The sequence below is a fragment of the Butyrivibrio proteoclasticus B316 genome, from assembly GCF_000145035.1.
Lineage (GTDB): Bacteria > Bacillota > Clostridia > Lachnospirales > Lachnospiraceae > Butyrivibrio > Butyrivibrio proteoclasticus.
In genome coordinates, this window is the sequence record NC_014387.1 from 1,195,610 (window position 1) to 1,212,700 (window position 17,091).

Genomic DNA, 17,091 nt, shown 5'->3' on the forward strand with positions numbered 1-17,091 from the left:
TAAATACTGATATTTGCCAAGAACTATTCTTCTTTATGAGGAATAGTTCTTTTTTTGTTGCACAAGACCGGCAAGCGAATGGATGCTTGCATACAAATTCATTTGCCGGTCGTAAGGACATGGAGCACAAAGTGCGGAATGTCTGTGTGCAGAATCGAGTAGGAATCAGCCTACTCGATTGTTTATAAACAGAAAATAAATAGTTCTAAAGAAATCATAAATAATCGCTGATTATACAAAAGAAATGTATTTTATGATTATATATATGATTTGGTGTCATGTATAACTATATAAACCTAATTGATATATCAAAAATGTGTGTGTAAATTTTCGAATGAGAGGGAATGAGATATGAAGAAGAATATTATGAACAAGCAGATTATTAAGGCGATTGCAATCGGTATTAGTGCAAGCATGGCATTACAGCCTATGACAGCACTCGCTATTGATGACGAGAACAATTCAGTGGATCCTATCAAATCTACTGATGATGATAATGCTATTACAGAGAGCGAAGCGCAGGGGGCTTTCGATACAGCGGTAGATACAGCAGTTGATGCAGCAGGAGATGTTGCAAATGCTTATGACAATGCAGTAGAGAATGATTCAGCAGTTACAGGCTATACAGGAGATGAGGAAATAGTTTCTAATCCTGTTAACGAAGATACAAATGGTTCTATCCAGAATAAGATCGGCGAGCTTCAGGATAGCGTAGGAGAAGTTGATAAAACTAATGCTCCAGCAATCGCAACTGACGTTACTGATATAGATACAAACAAAGAAGCAGTTGGTACTGCTCAGGGCGATGTAGAAGATAAGGCAGCTGAGATTTCTTCTATAGCTCAGGAAACAAAGGAAACAGTTACTGAAATCAATAATGAAGTTGCAGCAGCGGGTGAGGCAGCAGAAAATGCTAAGACACAGGCTGATGTTGATGCTGCAAATGAGCTTATTAAGACAGCTGAAGAAAACGTTGAGAAGGCACAGGCTGATCTTGATCAGGCTAAGCTTGATTATGAAGCAAAAGAAAAAGAGTATGAGGAAGCTAAGAAGGCAGAAGCTCAGGCGCAGGCCGAATATGATGCAGCTCTTACACAGACTGGCGCTGATATAGAAGAAGCAAAGGCAAACCTTCTTAAGGCACAGCTCGCAGCAGCTTCTCTTAAGGAGCTTACAGAGGCAGCAGCTGGCGATATTGCAACTCAGGAAGCTGATTTACAGAAGCAGATTGAGACTCTTGCAGATGCTAAGGCTGGTCAGGCAGAGCAGGATAAGAAAGATATAGCAGCTAAGGCAACTCAGGATAAGGCTGATGTAGATGCTAAGGCGGCAGCTGATAAGGAAGCCATTGAAAAGAAAGCAGTTGACGATAAGAAGGCTATTGATACACAGGCTACAAAGGACAAGGCTGATATTGATACTCAGGCAAACAAAGACAAGGCTGAAGTAGATAAGAAAGCTAATGAAGACAGGAAAAAAGTTGACGAGCAGGCTAACAAGGATAAAGCAGCTGTAGAACAGAAGGCAACAGAAGATAAGAAAGCTATTGAAAAGAAGGCAGCAGAGGACAAGGCAGCCATCGAAAAGAAGGCTGGAGAAGATAAGGCAGCAGTAGACGCTAAGGCTAAGGCTGAAAAAGAAGCTATAGATAAGGCAGCAGAGGAAGCTAAAAAGAATAAGAGAGAGCCCTCTGAAGCTGAAATTAAGAAGATTGAAGAACAGGCTAAAAAAGACAAGGAAGCAGTAGATGCTAAGGCTAAGGCCGAAAAGGAAGCTATTGATGCGAAGGCAGTAACAGACAAGGAAGCAGTAGATACTAAGGCTGGCAAAGATAAGGAAAATGTAGATACAAAGGCAACTCAGGAAAAGAATAACATTGACGCTAAGGCAACAACAGATAAGAACAATATCGATTCCAAGGCAACTCAGGATAAAGCAGCGGTAGATACTAAGGCAACAGCAGATAAGAAAGATATTGATGCTAAGGCAACTCAGGATAAGGCAGATATTGATTCAGCAGCAACAGCAGCTAAGGGAGGAATTGATACTGAGGCTAACGGAAAGAAATCTGATATCGACACTAAGGCTGGAACAGAAATGGGTAAAATTGATGCTGATGCAACAACAGCTAAGAATAAGATAGACACAGACGCAGCAGCAGAAAAAGAAGCTATTGATACAAAAGCAGCAGCAGATAAGAAAGCTATCGATGATCAGGCAGATATCGCCAAAGGCGCCATCGATACTAAGGCTACAGACGATAAGAAGGCAATTGACGATGCACTTCCAGGACAGCTTGCTAAGGTAGATAGCGATGCAACAGAGGCCAAGAATAATATAGATAGCGAGGCTACATCTGCTAAAACTGCAATAGACACTAAAGCTCAGAAAGATAAGGATGATATTGATGCAGAGGTTAATGAAGCTACAGCTAGCAAGTACATGATTGACACTGATCTTGCAGGCAAGATTGCAGCATTAGAGCAGGATAACCAGCAAAGATCTGATAATGAACCTACTATTATAGGTGCTATTACAGGAGCTATATGGGCCGCTAATAACAATGCAATTCTTAACAATAATGAGCAGATTGCTGAATATCTGGTTAAGTACATGTTCTATAAGGGAGATCAGATCAATAATGTAGACCTGACTAAAGAAGTATATTTTGATTCCCATGTACATCAGCTCAATTCAGACAATAATCATATTACAGTATCTTATTACCTTAAGGGCGCAACAGAGCCTACAGTTGAGAAATATGATTTCTGGACATATAAGAGAGCAGATGCTGAATCTGGCAAGCTCAAAGAAGAAAAGAAAAACTATTCTTATACATATATAGTTGTTTACAAGAAAAATGATCATACAATCCAGTACTCTCAGCTTGATTTCGCAGCAGATTATGCAGCAGAGAATGCAAGAAGACAGGAACTCAATGCACAGTATGATGAGATCATAAATGGCGCAGCTGGTAGAAAAGCAGCTATCGATGAGAAGGCATCTGAAGATAAAACAGCTATCGATACAAAGGCAACAGCAGATAAGAAGGCCATTGATGATGCAGTTCCTGGTAAGAAGTCAGCTTTGGAGACAGAAGCAGCTGAAAAGAAGGCAACTATCGATACAAAGGCAACTTCTGAAAAGGCTGGTATTGATGAAGAAGCAACAGGTAAGAAAACAGCCATTGAGAATAAGGCAACGGCTGACAAGGAAGCAGTTGATAATACTGCAACTAGCAAGAAGGCAGCCATAGATGAAGAAGCAACTGGTAAGAAGGCAGCCATTGAAACAAAGGCTATAGAAGATAAAGCAGCTATCGATGCTAAGGCAACAGCTGACAAGGAAGCTATCGAGAACAAGGCAACAGCTGACAAGGCTGACATCGATACAAAGGCAACAGCAGATAAGAAGGCTATCGATGATGCAGTTCCTGGCAAGAAGAAGGCTATCGATGATAAAGCAACAGCAGATAAGGCAGACATTGATACAAAGGCAACAGCAGATAAGGCAGCCGTAGATACAAAGGCTACAAATGAGAAGAACAGCATCGATAAGAAGGCTGGAGAAGAGAAGCAGAAGATAGCTGATAAGGCAGAAAAAGATAAGAAGGCAGTAGACGAGAAAGCTAAGAAAGAAAAAGAAGAGATAGAAAAGAAAGCTAAGAAGGCTACTGAAGATGAAAAGAAGAAGCTTGAAAATGAAATAAAGGCTATTGATAAGAAGGCAGATGCTGACAAGAAGGCCATCGACAAGAAGGCAGATGCTGACAAGAAGGCCATTGACAAGAAGGCTGCTGATGATAAGAAGGCAGTCAATGATCAGGCTGATAAGGATAAGAAGAAGGTAAACGAAGACGCTAAGGTAGCTAAAGATGCCATTGATAAGAAGGCCAAAGAAGATAAAGATACTATCAAGGCTAACGCTGATGCCGCTAAGAAGGCTATTGATGACAAGGCTAAGACAGATAAGGCTACAGTAGAAAGTAAGGCAACAGCAGCTAAGACAGCAGTAGATAGCAAGGCAACAGCAGATAAGAAGGATGTTGATGATAAGGCAACAGCAGATAAGAAAGCCATCGATGATAAGGCAGCTATAGACACGGCAAAAGCTGATTCAGCAGCACAGAGTGCAGCAGCAGAGAAGGCTGGAGCTAAGGCAGCAGCTGCAGCAGCATTCCAGGATGCTCGTGATGCATACAATGCACTTAGCCAGAAGGCCATCGATGCAGCAATAGCAGTAACTAATGCTCAGGATAGACTTACAGCTCTTGAGAATTCTCTTAAGGCTCTTATCGCAGGTAACATCATTGATAAGGCAAGCTTTGAAGCTAGAATCGCAGACCTTGCTTCTCAGATCAAGACAGCAAAAGATGACCTTGGTAAGGCACAGGATGATCTCGACAAGGCAACTGATGATCTTGTAAAGGCACAGGATACACTTGATGATGCACAGGAGGCAATCGACGCTGCAAATGCAGCAGCTAACCAGGGCGGTACAGGCGCTGGCGGAGCAGGTACAGGAACTGGAGCTGGAACAACAGGCGGAACAGGAACAGCTACTACAATAGTTGATGCTCCTACAGCAATAACAGCTAACCCAGGTGCAGCAGTGGCAAACGCAGCAGGCGGTACAGGCACAGCAGACGCTGGAGTAGCAGGTGCAGCAGGCGCTGGAGCAGCTGATGCAGGCGCAGGCATCGGAGCAGGTGCTGGAAATGCAGGCGGATCAGTTCTCGGAGCACAGAGAGAATACGAAGACAATAAGGCTACAGATGATGCTAAGGAAGTAAAGACTAAGGAAAAGACTCCTGAAACTAAAGATGAGACAAAGACTTCTAAGGTATCCAATATCGAAGACGAAGAAACAGCTAAGTCAGCAATGCCGGTAGACGAGAGCAAGAAGGGATTCCCATGGTGGATAATCGTTATTGCAGCAGTAACCGGAGTATCAGCAGAAGAATACATGAGAAGAAAGAACAATAAGGCTACAAATAAGAATGATTCTCAGAAGTAATAATTAAAGGAAACACACACATTCCTCTTATTCATTGATTGGGAGGGTTCCAACATACATGGAACTCTCCCTTTTTTCTTGCATTAAGCCAAACGAATTGTAGAAGACAATGCTCCATACAGTACTCACATACCATCTTTCGAAAATCATAAAGCGTAATCACAAATACAAAAATAATATTAAATATGATTAGTCTTATGATTTTGCTTTTGCTATAAATAATGAGTTGTTAAAAAATGTGTGTGAGGAATTTAGTATGAAAAAGAAATTTTTAAACAAGCAACTCGTTAAAGCAATTGCAGTAGGAATTAGTGCCAGCATGGCTCTTCAGCCAGTTACAGTATTTGCTGGAAACGAGGATAGCAATGTGCCAGATCCAAGTGGTGAAGACGTCATCGAAAAAGTTGAGAATACACCACTCGATAGTGTAAAAAATGCAGAGAAAGATTTTGCTGATTCAATTAACAAAGAACAGAATGGCTTGGCAAAATCTGTTGAGGATATTAGTAAAAACATTGGTAATGTATTTGATGAAGCAACAGATTCAGCTTCTGATGGCGATACATCAGTTCCAAATAGTGATACATCAAATGATAATACTATAACAAACAAAGAGCTTAAAAAAGTATATGATGATAATGCAGACAAGATTCAGGAAGATGCGAATGCTCTTTCTGGTAATATAGAGGTTTTGCAGGGAGACGTAAAAAAACTTAATACAGGTAAAGAGAACATTTCTGGTGCACAGGATACTAGAAACGAAGCTGTAGATAATCTTGACAAGCCAATTGCTAATGTTGAGTCAGCTGCAAATGAAGCTACAGAGGCATATAAAGACGTTGCCGATAGTATTGAAAAAGTCAGCCAGAAAATTGAAGATGCTAATACTCAGGCTGAGGCAGACGCTGCATATAAGGAAGCTGAAGAACTTGCTAATAAAGCTAATCAGGACTTCGAAGCGGCTGAGAGTAACTTTAATACTACAAAAGAAGCTTTTGAGAAAGCACTTGATGAAGCAAATAAAGCCCAGGAAGCTTATCTTGCTGCAATTGATGCTGCAAATGGTAAGGCTGCAGAAGCAAAAAAACATCTTGAAGAAGCACAGGTAAATGTAAATAAGTTAAATTCAGATCTTGAAGAAGCAACTGAGGCTCTTACTATAGCAAGAGAGAATGCCGAAGCAGCAAAAGAGCTTGATGTACAACGCAAGGAGCAGGAACTTAAGGAAGCTACAGAATCTAGTAATAAAGCCAAAAAAGAATTAAGTGACATTAAAGGCAAAATTAAACAGGCGGAAAAAGCAAAGCGTGCTAAAGCAGAAGCCGAGAATGATGCTAAGAATCTTGCAGAAGAGAAGAAAGATACAATTAAAGCAGGAACACAGGCAGCAGCTGATGTAAAGAAGGCTGAGGACGACGCTAAGAAACTCGCAGAAGAGAAAAAAGATACAATTAAAGCAGGAACACAGGCAGCAGCTGATGTAAAGAAGGCTGAGGACGATGCTAAGAAACTCGCAGAAGAGAAGAAAGATACAATTAAAGCAGGAACACAGGCAGCAGCTGATGTAAAGAAGGCTGAGGACGATGCGAAAAAGCTTGCAGAAGAGAAGAAAGATACAATTAAAGAAGGAACAAAAGCAGCACAGGATGTGAAGGATGCTGAAGGGAAAATAACACTGGCTCAGAATAAGAAAACCGAGCTTGAGAATTCCAAGGCAGTGCTCGACAACGTAGAAGGTGTTTGGGATACTGGTCATAACAAGGCAATTGCATTTGAGTTAATAAGGATTTGGGTAAGAGAAACAGATCCTAATGCAACAGTCATGATGACTGGAACAGAACACTTTACTGATTTTAGAGGCGCAGGTTATCACTATTTTGTAGTTAATATCAATGGAGTAGATAGATACTTTGATTTTAGAACTCCTGGAGGCTCTATTTTCGGCAGTAACAAGAATGAGATTACAGTATTTGAAAAGCAAGGAAAATCAAATAAAAGAATTGATTCTTCAAAGATAAAATCCAGAAATGATTATTTAAATGACTATGATAATAAGCTTGAAGAAGCGAAAAAGGCAATTACAAATGCTGAGAACTATGCTAAGAATCTTGCAGAAGAGAAGAAAGATACAATTAAAGCAGGAACACAGGCAGCAGCTGATGTAAAGAAGGCTGAGGACGACGCTAAGAAACTCGCAGAAGAGAAGAAAGATACAATTAAAGCAGGAACACAGGCAGCAGCTGATGTAAAAAAGGCTGAGGACGACGCTAAGAAACTCGCAGAAGAGAAGAAAGATACAATTAAAGCAGGAACACAGGCGGCAGCTGATGTAAAGAAGGCTGAGGACGACGCTAAGAAACTCGCAGAAGAGAAGAAAGATACAATTAAAGCAGGAACACAGGCAGAAGCCGATGTAAAAAAGGCTCAGGATCATGCTAAGCATGTTGCTGATAAGGTGAAGAATGTAATTGATGAAGGAACTAAAGCATCAGAAAAACTTGATGTTGTTGAGAAGAACTTTAAGGATCTTTATAAGGTTCAAAGGAAAAAAGAAGCTGATCTTGAACTAGCCCAGAAATATACAAAAGAATATGAGGCAGTACTCAACTATTACAACAAGCTTGCAACAGCTGCTTCTGAAGCAAATGAGAAACTTAATAATGCATCTGATGAGCTTAAAAAAGTAAACGCTGCAATTGATAACCTTACAACTAATGATGTGACAGGAGAGCCAAATGATAAGGTTACAAAAAGGCTTAATGATCTCAAAGAACAGTATAAAGAGGCTAAGGCTGCTTTTGCTGCTGCTCAGAAAGCTCAGAAGAATGCTAATGATGAGCTTGCTAAGGCTGAAGAAAAGCTTGCTGATAAGAAAGCAGAAATTGCAGAAATCATCAGAAGAAATGCTGAAAACAGTGCTAAGTCAAATCAGTCAGATGACAATAGAAATGCTGACGCTGTATATTCAGGTGACAATGACCTTGGAAATGAAGCAGATTCAACTGTAGACGTTATTACTGCAGTAGCTACAGCAAAGACACTTACAGCTAAGGTTCCTTCATTAGCTGTTAATACACAGGCTGTACCAGCAGTTCTTGGAGCTAAGAAGTCTTCAAAAGCAGGAACAAAGATTGCAACTGTAAATGTGGTAGCTAAGGCTGATTCAAACGATACACAGGTAGCAGGATCTGATGCGACCGTAGCAGTTTCTGAAGATGCAGCAATGACTGAAGAGAACAACGCTAAGTCAGAGGAGAGCACAACATCTGAGAATAAGAATGATCTTAATGGTGGAGCAACAGAAATCGCTGAGACAGAAATGCCTCTTGCAGCAGCTCCTTCAGAAAAGAAGAGCCCTCTTCCAGCAGTTATTGTTGCAATCCTTGCAGCAGTTGGAATTTCTGTTGAGGAAGTAGTTAGAAGAAATTCTAAAAAGAATAAAGCTGATCAGAAGTCTGACAAGAAGTGATAGCTTAATACACCAAATAGGGAATATTATGCCCATAATATATAGTCCTTTTTGGAACTCACACATTAAATTAGGGAGCAGGTCCTCGTGACCGGCTCCCTAATGTGTTGTACAAGACAGGCAGACACTATGGCATATAGGAAAAAACGTTGATAATTTAAGAAAATTTTAGAAAGTTACGGGGCCGGCATATAGCAAAAAAGACTTTACACTTACGTTTTTCTATGCTAAACTACATTAGTTGCTGACGAGAATTCAGTAACAGTTACAGAAACTACCTTTTACCCGGATAATGGATACTCCAACCTTTATCTGCGTAGCAGGCGGATCACACAAAGTTAAGGGCTTGAGTAATATATTCAGCCCAGAGAAAAGGAGAAGAGAAATGATCGCAAAAGAGAAAAAGACAGAAGTTATCGAGAAGTTCGCTAGAAAAGCTGGCGATACAGGATCACCAGAGGTTCAGGTTGCTATCCTCACAGAGAGAATCAAGGAGCTCAATGCTCACCTTGACAAGAACCCTAAGGATCACCACTCAAGAAGAGGTCTTCTTAAGATGGTAGGTCAGAGACGTAGCCTTCTTGGTTACCTCAAGAAGAAGGATATCGAGGCTTATCGTAAGCTTATCGCTGATCTTGGTCTTAGAAAGTAATTTTGCAATTAAAGGCGGGACTAGGCTGATGAGAATCAGCCTGTTCCGCTTTTATACATTTATATGATATGAGTGTTCAAAGTTATAATAAAACTTGTGTTTAACATGATTTTTATTATGACCTTGAAAACTTAATATCATATAAATAGAACAATAAACATGATTGAACTGCACACGTGCCTGAAGTGGCAATGGGGCCATATTTTTGTCCCCGGCCAGATGATGGATCACGGATGAGCAGGAAGGAGACAAAATGGTAAAAACTTATTCAATGGAACTGGCTGGTCGTACACTTAAGGTTGAGATCGGCAAGGTAGGTAAACAGGCAAATGGTTGCGCTTTCATGCAGTATGGAGATACAACTGTTCTTTGTACTGCAACAGCAAGCGCTAAGCCAAGAGATGGAATCGATTTCTTCCCTCTTTCAGTAGAGTATGGTGAGAAATTCTATGCTGTTGGCAAATTCCCTGGCGGATATAATAAGAGAGAGGGCAAGCCTTCTGAGAATGCTATTCTTACAAGCCGTGTTATCGATCGTCCTATGAGACCTCTTTTTCCTAAGGACTACAGAAACGACGTAACAATCGAGACAATGGTTATGGCTGTTGATCCTCAGTGCCGCCCTGAGCTTGTAGCTATGCTCGGCGCATCAGTTTCAGTTTCAATTTCAGATATCCCATTCGATGGCCCATGTGCTATGACACAGATCGGTATGATCGATGGAGAACTTATCGTTAACCCTACTCAGGAGCAGTGGAACACAGGTGACCTCAAGCTTACAGTTGCATCTGTAGGACAGAAGGTTATCATGATCGAGGCTGGTGCCAACGAGATTCCTGAGGAGAAGATGAAGGAAGCTATCTACAAGGCTCACGACGTAAACCTTCAGATCATCGAATTCTTCAAGGGTATCGTTGCTGAGGTTGGTAAGCCTAAGCACGAATATACAAGCTGTGCAGTTCCTGAAGAACTCTTTGCAGCTATCAAGGAAGTTGTTCCTCCTGAAGAGATGGAGAAGGCTGTATTCACAGATGACAAACAGACAAGAGAGGCTAATATTGCCGATATTACAGATAGACTTACAGAGAAGTTTGCAGACAACGAAGAGTGGCTTGCAATCCTCGGAGAGGCTATTTATCAGTACGAGAAGAAGACTGTACGTAAGATGATCCTCAAGGATCACAAGAGACCTGATGGACGTGAGATCAAGCAGATCAGACCTCTTTCAGCTGAGGTTGACCTTATCCCAAGAGTACACGGAAGTGCTATGTTCACACGTGGACAGACACAGATCTGTGACGTTGTAACTCTTGCACCTCTTTCAGAGGCACAGAAGGTAGAAGGTCTTGATTCTTTTGCAGCAGACAAGAGATACGTACACCAGTACAACTTCCCTGCTTATTCAGTAGGTGAGACTAAGGTTTCAAGAGGACCTGGACGTAGAGAGATCGGACACGGTGCACTTGCAGAGAGAGCACTTCTTCCTGTTCTTCCTAGCGTTGAGGAGTTCCCATATGCAATCCGCGCAGTATCAGAGACATTTGAGTCTAACGGATCAACATCTATGGCTTCTACATGTGCATCATGTATGTCACTTATGGCTGCAGGTGTTCCTATTAAGAAGATGGTTGCAGGTATCAGCTGCGGTCTTGTAACAGGTGATACAGATGACGATTTCGTAGTACTTACAGATATTCAGGGTCTTGAGGACTTCTTCGGAGATATGGACTTCAAGGTTACAGGTACTAAGGACGGTATCACAGCTATTCAGATGGATATCAAGATCCATGGTCTTACAAAGCCTATCGTTGAGACAGCTATTGCACAGTGCCGTGAAGCAAGATTCTTCATCATGGATGAGTGCATGAGCAAGGCTATTGCTGAGCCTCGTAAGGAAGTATCCAAGTACGCTCCTAAGATCGTTTCTATCCAGATCGATCCTGAGAAGATTGGCGATGTTGTTGGTCAGAGAGGTAAGACAATCAACGAGATCATCGCTCGTACAGGTGTTAAGATTGATATTACAGATGATGGTAAGGTTTCAGTTTGCGGCGAGGATCAGGACAAGATCAATGAGGCTGTAAACATGGTCAACATCATTGTTTCTGATTTTGAGAAAGGCCAGGTATTCACAGGTAAGGTTGTAAGCATCAAGGAATTCGGTGCGTTCGTTGAGTTTGCACCTGGCAAAGAGGGTATGGTACACATCAGCAAGATCTCCAGAGAGAGAATCGAGCACGTTGAGGATGTTCTTACACTTGGCGATACAGTTACAGTTGTTTGCCTTGGCAAGGACAAGATGGGCAGAATCAGCTTCTCTATGAAGGATGTAGCTCAAAACTGAGCTGTGAAGACTTGACGAGGTACTTTCGAGTCTAGTCTGAACGCCTTCCGGCGAGCGAAGCGAGAGCGGAAGTTCCTTGTGAAGAGACTCTTCTAGCGAGAGCAGAACTTCCTTACGAGAGCGTAAGTTCCTTGCGAGAGTAGAACTTCCTTGGACTATGGAATTATCGAGATATTATTGGGGCCGGCATGTAAACGCATACCGGCCTCGATTACAGTACATGACTATTTTTGAGTAGGTAGAAGATATGAGAATCCCACATTGAATCTGATACGTATTAAGTGAATTATTCAAGACAATACATATCAGAAAGGAATTTAGAAATGAGTAATACAAAAGAAACAATTAATGAGATAAATAAGCGTCGTACCTTTGCTATTATTTCCCACCCGGATGCTGGTAAGACAACTCTTACAGAGAAGTTCCTTCTGTACGGCGGAGCTATCAATATGGCGGGAAGTGTTAAGGGTAAGGCAACAGCAAGACACGCAGTATCCGACTGGATGGAAATCGAGAAGCAGAGAGGTATTTCAGTAACATCTTCTGTTCTGCAGTTTAACTTTGAGGGCTGCTGTATCAATATCCTTGATACACCTGGACACCAGGATTTCTCAGAGGATACATACCGTACACTTATGGCTGCTGACTCAGCCGTCATGGTAATCGATGCCAGTAAGGGTGTAGAGGCTCAGACCAGAAAGCTCTTCAAAGTCTGCGCTATGAGCCATATTCCGATTTTTACCTTTATCAACAAGCTTGATAGAGATGCTATGGATACTTTTGATCTTCTTGATGACATTGAGAACAATCTCGGTATCGCCACATGCCCTATGAACTGGCCAATCGGTTCCGGTAAGAATTTCAAGGGAATCTATGACAGAAGAGAAGGACACATTGTTACTTTCTCAGAAACTCAGAAGGGTACCAAAGAGGGAAAAGAGACATTTATAAGCCTTGATGATAAGGCAGCAATTGATGCAGAAGTTGGACAGGAAGCTTTTGACAAGCTTACAGGTGAGATAGAACTCTTGGATGGAGCAGGCGCTGAGTATGATCTTGATAAGGTTCGTGCAGGCCAGCTTACACCTGTATTCTTTGGATCAGCGCTTCAGAACTTTGGTGTAGAGTTGTTCCTCCATCACTTCCTCAAGATGGCAACACCTCCAACAGGACGTACATCATCTGATGGAGAGAAGATTGATCCGCTTGAGAGAGATTTTTCTGCTTTTGTATTCAAGATCCAGGCTAATATGAATAAGGCTCATAGAGACAGAATAGCATTTATGAGAATATGTTCAGGAAGATATGATGCGGACAAGGAAGTTAAGCATGTTCAGAGCGGCAAGGTGATGAGACTGTCACAGCCACAGCAGCTTATGGCTGATGAGCGTAAGATCCTGTCAGAGGCATATGCAGGAGATATCATGGGTGTATTTGATCCCGGTATTTTCTCAATCGGAGATACTGTGTGCATGCCTAAGGATACTATCACTTACGAGGGAATCCCTACATTTGCACCTGAGCATTTTGCAAGAGTTCGTCAGGTTGATACCATGAAGCGTAAGCAGTTTGTTAAGGGTATCACTCAGATTGCTCAGGAAGGTGCGATTCAGATCTTCCAGGAGTACAACACAGGTCTTGAAGAGATAATTGTAGGCGTAGTAGGTGTTCTTCAGTTTGATGTCTTGAAATTCAGACTGCAGAGTGAGTACAATGTAGATATCATACTTGAGAACCTTCCATATGAGTACATCAGATGGGTAGATAATGAAGATATCGATATGTCTACACTTGTTGGAACATCTGACATGAAGAAGATCAAGGATATGCATGACAGACCACTTCTCTTGTTTATTAATGAGTGGAGTGTTGGCATGACAATGGATAGAAACAAGGGGCTGGTTCTTTCTGAATTCAAGAAGAACTGATTGCTGCCGCAGGTTTCCTGACTCTGGGGCTGCTACAAACTTTGGAGGAATTAAGTTGAAGGGAGAACGTGCTACAAGGAAAATAGCTTTACTTATGATTCTGGGCACATTGCCTGTGACTCTGTCTGGCTGTAAGTATTCAAGCTTTGATGAATATCTTGAAGCTCTCGGCATGAAGGATCCACCGTATCATGAGGTGGAGGATATAGCTACCTATGAGGATACGCTTGTTCTTTCACAGGATTCAATTGTCAGTTCAGATGAAGTGACCACTATATATCAGCCTTCGGAAGAAGACTATGCTTATAGTGTTTCAGACAGTAGTGAGAACGTTATCTTTTTTGACCAGGAATCAGAAGAACAGGCTCAGTCGGAGCTTGGGTTTGATGCGGACAGTATTTTCAAATCTTCATACAAGCAGTTGACAGAGACTGAGCTTAATGAAGAAATGAAGAATGCCAGATTAGAGGCAGGCATTACCCCTGAAAACATTGAGGCGATCAAGAGAGAGCAAAAAGGCTTGTACGCTTTCGACAGACTTACAGGTTCGGGGCAGACTCTTTATGCTGAGATTTTAACTATTATTCAGCATCAGGCAGAAAATGTTCTTGTTTCAACTACAAGTGATGAAGCAATAGACCTTGTTTTTGATTATGTTTGTGCAGACCATCCGGAGCTCTTTTACGTCGATGGCTATAAATATACCAACTATACTATAGACAACACGATTACCAAGATAGGTTTTTCCGGAAGCTACATATATACACCTGAGCAGGTAGCTACCAAACAGGCACAGATCAATCAGGCGGTTAACGAATGTCTTGCTGGCGCGCCATCATCAACGGATGATTACTATGCCATCAAATATGTTTATGAATACCTGATCAGGAATGTGGAGTATGATCTGGATGCGGAAGACAATCAGAACATTTGCTCCGTATTTATTGGAGGAAAGAGCGTTTGCAACGGCTATTCCAAGGCCGCACAGCTTCTTCTTAACAAGCTTGGAGTCAAGTGTACGCTGGTCACCGGTACAGTAGATACCAAGAAGGCCAAGAATATCAGGCATGCATGGAATCTGGTGCTGTGTAACGATGCATATTACTATGTGGATGTTACCTGGGGAGATTCTTCTTATCAGGTAGGCAACGGCGAGAGCGCAGATGCTACAAGGCTTCCTACAGTTAATTATGATTATCTCAATGTCACAACAGATGAAATATTGAGAAATCATACAATTTCTGATGAGATTTATATGCCGGGCTGTACCAGCATGAAGGATAACTATTATGTCAGGGAGGATGAGTACTTTACATCACCTGAACTTGTGCTGGTTGGAGATCTTTTTGACAGAAGATATCAGGATGGCAGCTCAAGCGTGGTTATAAAGTGTGCTGATAAGAACGTGTATGATCAGCTCTTCGATCAGCTTGTGACCCAGAGACTGGTATTTGACTATTTGCAAGGCGATAATGCTACAGTGTCTTATACAACCTTTGTGGATACATATACAATAATTTTCTGGATAGCTTAGTGACCGGAAAATGTATATTTATACTTAATCCTTGGGATATGGTATAATAACTTAGTATGGACTTCGAATAAACTATTTAGGAGTAGATAATATGGGAAAAGAGTTAGCAGAGATTGGTTCAGTTAAGATTGCAGATGATGTAGTAGCCAGAATTGCTGTGCTGGCAGCTCTCGAGGTTGATGGCGTATCAGCTATGGCTGGCAACTATACAAGTGATACCCTTGAGAAGGTAGGACGTAAGAATCTTACCAAGGGAGCCAAGGTTATGGTAAGCGCTTCTGAAGTTAAGGTTGATCTTGCACTTATGATGTCTTATGGGTTTAATATTCCTGCTACATGTCAGCAGGCTCAGACTCGTGTCAAGACAACAATCGAGAACATGACAGGACTTGAAGTTACAGACGTTAACATCAGAATCGCAGGAATCACAATGCCTAAGGCTTGAATGAAGGCGTAATAGCATCTTAAACCGGCTAATTAGAATTATAGATTGGAAGATATTATGAACAGAACAGAACTAAGAGAGCAGATTTTTCAGTTGCTCTTTCGTGTTGAATTCAACAGCAAAGAAGAAATGATGGAGCAGGAAGAACTCTTTACAACAGAAGGTGACCTGGAATTCTCCAAATCTGATGCAGATTACATCAGAGACAAATATGAGAAGATCGCAGACAAGTTAGAAGAAATAGATAAGGCGATCAATGAGAAAGCTGTAGGTTGGGAAACAAGCCGAATGGCCAAGGTTGATCTTACCATTATCAGACTTGCAGTTTATGAGATCAAGTTCGATGAAACTGTTCCTACAGGAGTAGCAATAAATGAGGCTGTTGAGCTTGCCAAGAAATTCGGACAGGATGGCTCACCGGCATTTGTAAACGGAGTGTTAGCTAAATTTGCGCAGTGAATATACAGTCACACAGGTTAATGCATACATCAAGAATATGTTCACGCAGGACTTCCTCCTCAAGGCTATTACAGTCAAGGGGGAAGTGAGTAACTGCAAGTATCACTCGTCCGGTCATATCTATTTCACTATCAAGGATGCCGGAGGAGCAATAGCCTGTGTTATGTTCCGCGGTGACAGAGAAAGAGGCGGCCTTAGATTTAATATGCAGGAAGGCCAGCAGGTTAAAGTTACCGGTAGCATCGATGTATATGAGAGAGACGGCAGATATCAGCTCTATGCCAGACAGATCATGCTGGATGGGGCTGGTGTTCTTTATGAGCGCTATGAGGAGCTCAAGAAGAGACTGGCTGAGACTGGCTTGTTTGCAGAAGAGTACAAGCAGCCTATACCCAGATATATACATACTCTCGGCGTTGTAACAGCCCCGACGGGTGCAGCGGTTCGCGACATAATCAATGTTGCTACCAGGAGAAATCCACATATTCAGATTATTCTTTATCCCGCCATAGTTCAGGGTGATCAGGCTGCTGAGAGCATTGTTAAGGGCATTGAGGCCCTGGCTCAGAGGCAGGTGGATACGATCATAGTGGGCCGAGGCGGAGGTTCTATAGAAGATTTATGGGCGTTCAATGAAGAAATAGTTGCGCAGGCAATTTTTGACTGCCCGATTCCTATAATATCCGCAGTTGGTCATGAGACTGATACTACAATAGCAGATTATGTTGCAGACAGGAGAGCACCTACTCCTTCAGCGGCTGCTGAACTTGCGGTTTTTGAATACGCAAGATTTGAGCAGGATATTCAGGACTATGCATATTCTCTGCATAAATCCATGGACAGGGCGCTATCTGATCTTAGACAGAGGGAAAAGAGATATCAGGAAACGTTAAGACTTCTCAGTCCTATGGGGAAAGTCAGAGACAGACTTCTTAGGATAGACCAGTATCAGGACGAACTCCAGCATCTCATGGATCAGAAAATAACAGATGCCCGTCACAGACTTGATATAGATATTGAGAAATTGAAAGGTTTGTCTCCTCTTGACAGGTTGAAGGGCGGATATTCCTATATATCTGATGATAAAGGCAATAATATACGCAGTATTTCAGGCGTTCAGCGGGATGATGAGTTGTCTTTATACGTAACTGACGGTGTGATCAGGACCAGAGTAATAGATACTGACAGGATTCAGTATGACAATGACAGATAAAGCTACATGTTATTGCAAACTGCATTAGTGA

Annotated in this window: 9 protein-coding genes; all 9 read left to right on the forward strand. The window is 41.8% G+C overall.

All coding sequences use genetic code 11. From position 1 onward, the window contains the following. The first annotated feature begins 351 nt into the window (after positions 1 to 351). The 9 genes from BPR_RS19665 (at position 352) to xseA (ending at position 17,060) form a co-directional block, all read left to right on the forward strand. Entirely contained in the window at positions 352 to 5,016 is a 4,665-nt protein-coding gene (locus BPR_RS19665) for a cell surface protein (RefSeq protein ID WP_013280370.1), read from the forward strand. 256 nt (positions 5,017 to 5,272) lie between these two features. Beyond that, positions 5,273 to 8,485, forward strand: a complete 3,213-nt coding sequence (locus BPR_RS05000) for a cell surface protein (protein ID WP_013280371.1) — start codon at positions 5,273 to 5,275, stop codon at positions 8,483 to 8,485. Positions 8,486 to 8,870: 385 nt separating this feature from the next. Further along, positions 8,871 to 9,137: a 30S ribosomal protein S15 gene (rpsO, locus tag BPR_RS05005; protein WP_013280372.1), complete on the forward strand. Its 267-nt coding sequence runs from the start codon at positions 8,871 to 8,873 to the stop codon at positions 9,135 to 9,137. 253 nt (positions 9,138 to 9,390) lie between these two features. Then, positions 9,391 to 11,481: a polyribonucleotide nucleotidyltransferase gene (locus BPR_RS05010; RefSeq protein WP_013280373.1), complete on the forward strand. Its 2,091-nt coding sequence runs from the start codon at positions 9,391 to 9,393 to the stop codon at positions 11,479 to 11,481. A 323-nt stretch (positions 11,482 to 11,804) separates the two neighbouring features. Beyond that, positions 11,805 to 13,409 carry a peptide chain release factor 3 gene (locus BPR_RS05015; RefSeq protein WP_013280374.1) on the forward strand — a complete coding sequence of 535 codons (1,605 nt, stop codon included), beginning with the start codon at positions 11,805 to 11,807 and terminating at the stop codon, positions 13,407 to 13,409. Positions 13,410 to 13,464: 55 nt separating this feature from the next. Continuing rightward, positions 13,465 to 14,943 (forward strand): transglutaminase domain-containing protein, encoded by a 1,479-nt coding sequence (locus BPR_RS19670; RefSeq protein WP_052301798.1) that lies wholly within the window; start codon positions 13,465 to 13,467, stop codon positions 14,941 to 14,943. A gap of 91 nt (positions 14,944 to 15,034) precedes the next feature. After that, positions 15,035 to 15,388 (forward strand): Asp23/Gls24 family envelope stress response protein, encoded by a 354-nt coding sequence (locus BPR_RS05025; protein WP_013280376.1) that lies wholly within the window; start codon positions 15,035 to 15,037, stop codon positions 15,386 to 15,388. A gap of 57 nt (positions 15,389 to 15,445) precedes the next feature. Then, positions 15,446 to 15,847 (forward strand): transcription antitermination factor NusB, encoded by a 402-nt coding sequence (nusB, locus tag BPR_RS05030; RefSeq protein ID WP_013280377.1) that lies wholly within the window; start codon positions 15,446 to 15,448, stop codon positions 15,845 to 15,847. Beyond that, positions 15,837 to 17,060 carry an exodeoxyribonuclease VII large subunit gene (gene xseA, locus BPR_RS05035; protein WP_081441740.1) on the forward strand — a complete coding sequence of 408 codons (1,224 nt, stop codon included), beginning with the start codon at positions 15,837 to 15,839 and terminating at the stop codon, positions 17,058 to 17,060. Before nusB ends, xseA begins: the two co-directional genes overlap by 11 nt. Positions 17,061 to 17,091 lie beyond the last annotated feature (31 nt).

What these genes read in the sequence shown, in the direction of transcription:
- BPR_RS19665 (WP_013280370.1), top strand. Translation starts at nt 352, where the DNA reads ATGAAGAAGAATATTATGAACAAGCAGATTATTAAGGCGATTGCAATC.
- BPR_RS05000 (WP_013280371.1), top strand. Translation starts at nt 5,273, where the DNA reads ATGAAAAAGAAATTTTTAAACAAGCAACTCGTTAAAGCAATTGCAGTA.
- rpsO (WP_013280372.1), top strand. Translation starts at nt 8,871, where the DNA reads ATGATCGCAAAAGAGAAAAAGACAGAAGTTATCGAGAAGTTCGCTAGA.
- BPR_RS05010 (WP_013280373.1), top strand. Translation starts at nt 9,391, where the DNA reads ATGGTAAAAACTTATTCAATGGAACTGGCTGGTCGTACACTTAAGGTT.
- BPR_RS05015 (WP_013280374.1), top strand. Translation starts at nt 11,805, where the DNA reads ATGAGTAATACAAAAGAAACAATTAATGAGATAAATAAGCGTCGTACC.
- BPR_RS05025 (WP_013280376.1), top strand. Translation starts at nt 15,035, where the DNA reads ATGGGAAAAGAGTTAGCAGAGATTGGTTCAGTTAAGATTGCAGATGAT.
- nusB (WP_013280377.1), top strand. Translation starts at nt 15,446, where the DNA reads ATGAACAGAACAGAACTAAGAGAGCAGATTTTTCAGTTGCTCTTTCGT.